Source organism: Acidovorax sp. HMWF018 (assembly GCF_003061035.1).
GTDB classification, from domain to species: Bacteria; Pseudomonadota; Gammaproteobacteria; order Burkholderiales; family Burkholderiaceae_C; genus Acidovorax; species Acidovorax delafieldii.
The window spans coordinates 1-2,170 of sequence record NZ_QAIM01000162.1 but is presented as its reverse complement, the minus strand read 5'-3'; the positions used below and the strand labels follow the sequence as shown (position 1 = coordinate 2,170).

The window sequence follows — 2,170 nt, the reverse complement described above, 5'->3', positions numbered from 1 at the left end:
CGGGAAGACCCTGCAGATTTTTGAGACTGAAGAGATGATTACCGCCGATGAGTTGGCGTCCATCTACATGAGATTCCTGAGCAAGGACGGCACCTGGAAAGATGACTTCCACTTCAAACTCGCGCCTAACCAACCCGATTTCGGTGCCATCCTCGATGTTGCAGAACACAAGACAGTTAGCTCTGCATCGCCATCTGTGGAGCCCCAAGAACTAGAGCCAGTAACTCTTGTAGAGGAGACATCGACGGCCTATGCAGCACCTGTGCTGGAGCCTCAAGCTCACAAGTACGCACCGCCGTCTTCCCTACTTTGGACGCGAGGTCGTGTGAACGAAAAAATCCTTTGTCCACATTGTGGAAGCCGTGGCAAGGTACATACAACTAAGGAATCCCGTAAGGTGGGTGTTAGCGGTGGGAAGGCGACTGGCGCATTGCTAACCGCTGGGCTGTCCCTGTTCGTGACGGGCCTCTCCAGAAAAGAGAAGGTTACTGCTGCGTACTGTGGGGAATGCGAGGCAGAGTGGTCATTCTGAGGCGATAGATGTGTGCGCTGATGTGCTACAAAGACACCTTTGGCTTATCAGTGGTGTCGAGGGGCGCTGGACTCTGGCTTGCGGTCCTGCCAGCCGCACCAATGTTTAAAGCCTGCAATCGTGAGATTGCAGGCTTTTTCATTTGTCCAGGCGCTTTGCGCTGATTGGAGAGTTCTGGCAATGAGCAAGGCTTTTACCAAGGAAACCGATAACGCCGATGATGACGAAGGATTGGCACTGCCTCCTTTGCCACCGGGCGGCAAAAACTACATCACCCCGTCTGGGTATGCGCGTCTAAGGGCGGAGCTGTTGGATCTCATCGACAACGAGCGGCCGAAGATCGTGGATGTGGTGCACTGGGCTGCCAGCAATGGAGACCGGTCTGAAAACGGCGACTACCTCTACGGCAAGAAGCGTCTGCGCGAAATTGATCGGCGCATCCGTTTTTTGACCAAGCGGCTGGAGATTGCCGAAGTGGTGGATCCCAGTTTGCATGCAGGCAGTGAGCAGGTCTTCTTCGGGGCTACCGTCACCTACTCGGACGACGAGGATGGTGAGCGCACGATCACCATCATGGGCATTGACGAGGCTGACAGCCGTATGGGTCAGGTCAGTTGGATTTCACCTGTGGCCCGGGCGCTGCTGAAGGCGCGCGTTGGGGACGAGGTGCAGTTACCCACGCCGGGCGGAGTGCGCCATTTGGAGGTGGTTGAGGTGCAGTACCCGCCTCGTAGTGCCGCTACGTAACCCGTTCGCACACAGACGTCGACCTGCGCGTCTGTTGTATCGACCTCAGGGCTTGGTACCGTGCTGAGGTGTCAGGGTTGTGGAGTAATCCTGGCTGCACGCAGCACAGCCTGTGTTCGGCGCAGGTTGCGCAATGCCAGCTCGAGATGGGCCTGATCGCGAACCGCCACGATGAATCGCAGATCCGTGGTGTCCAAGGCCGCCTCATCGTCCATGTCCACGTGGGTGATGTCGGCCTCTGAATTGGCAAGCTCCGCTGCCACGCGTGCCAGCACCCCCTTGCCGTTGTTCACGGTAACGACCACGCCCGTTTCGAACATTCGGGTGGGCTCGTCCGACCAGTCCACGGCAATGAAGCGTTCGCTGTCTTTATGCTGCAGACGTTTGGCGACACTGCAATGTGCGTTGTGCACGACCAGTCCCTCACCGCGGCCCAGATAACCGACGATGCTGTCGCCCGGCACGGGACGGCAGCAGGTGGCATATTGCACAGAGGCATTCTCGCTGCCATCCAGCGTGACGGCCCCTTGCGACAGGGTTTCGTGAGATGTGTAGCGCTCACGAGTCATGAGCAGAGCATCCGGACGGTGGCCATGCTCCGACATCAGCACCATCAACCGTTTGGCGACGATGCTGGCAATGCGTTTGCCCAGGCCCAGATCGGTCATCAGCTCGCTGCGCGTGCGATTGCCGGTGAAGCGCAGCAGCTTGTCCCACAGCGGTTGGGTCTCAGCGCTGACGGGGGGCAGTTGTTCGAGGCCTTCCGCTCGGATGGCTTGGGTCAACAGTTTTTCACCCAGCCCTTCGGACTCGGTTTGGGCCAAGGTTTTGAGGTAATGGCGGATCTTGGACCGTGCCCGGCCCGTGCGCACAAAACCAAGCCACGCTGGG

3 protein-coding genes are annotated in these 2,170 nt (G+C 58.3%); 2 read left to right on the top strand and 1 reads right to left on the bottom strand.

Going from position 1 to position 2,170, the window contains the following annotated elements; translation table 11 throughout:
- Positions 1–532 (top strand): hypothetical protein (locus DBR23_RS29200; RefSeq protein WP_233250304.1); only part of this gene is annotated, 532 nt, incomplete at its 5' end.
- Between the two features lie 180 nt (positions 533–712).
- Complete coding sequence (greB, locus tag DBR23_RS06265) at positions 713–1,279, top strand: transcription elongation factor GreB (RefSeq protein ID WP_108497662.1); 567 nt, start codon at positions 713–715, stop codon at positions 1,277–1,279.
- Positions 1,280–1,350: 71 nt separating this feature from the next.
- Here the strand turns inward: greB and DBR23_RS06260 are convergent.
- A partial coding sequence (locus DBR23_RS06260) for an ACT domain-containing protein (RefSeq protein ID WP_146191247.1) occupies positions 1,351–2,170 on the bottom strand: 820 nt, incomplete at its 5' end.

Bases quoted from the DNA above. Each gene is read 5' to 3' on its own strand.
- greB (WP_108497662.1), top strand. From the start codon at position 713: ATGAGCAAGGCTTTTACCAAGGAAACCGATAACGCCGATGATGACGAA.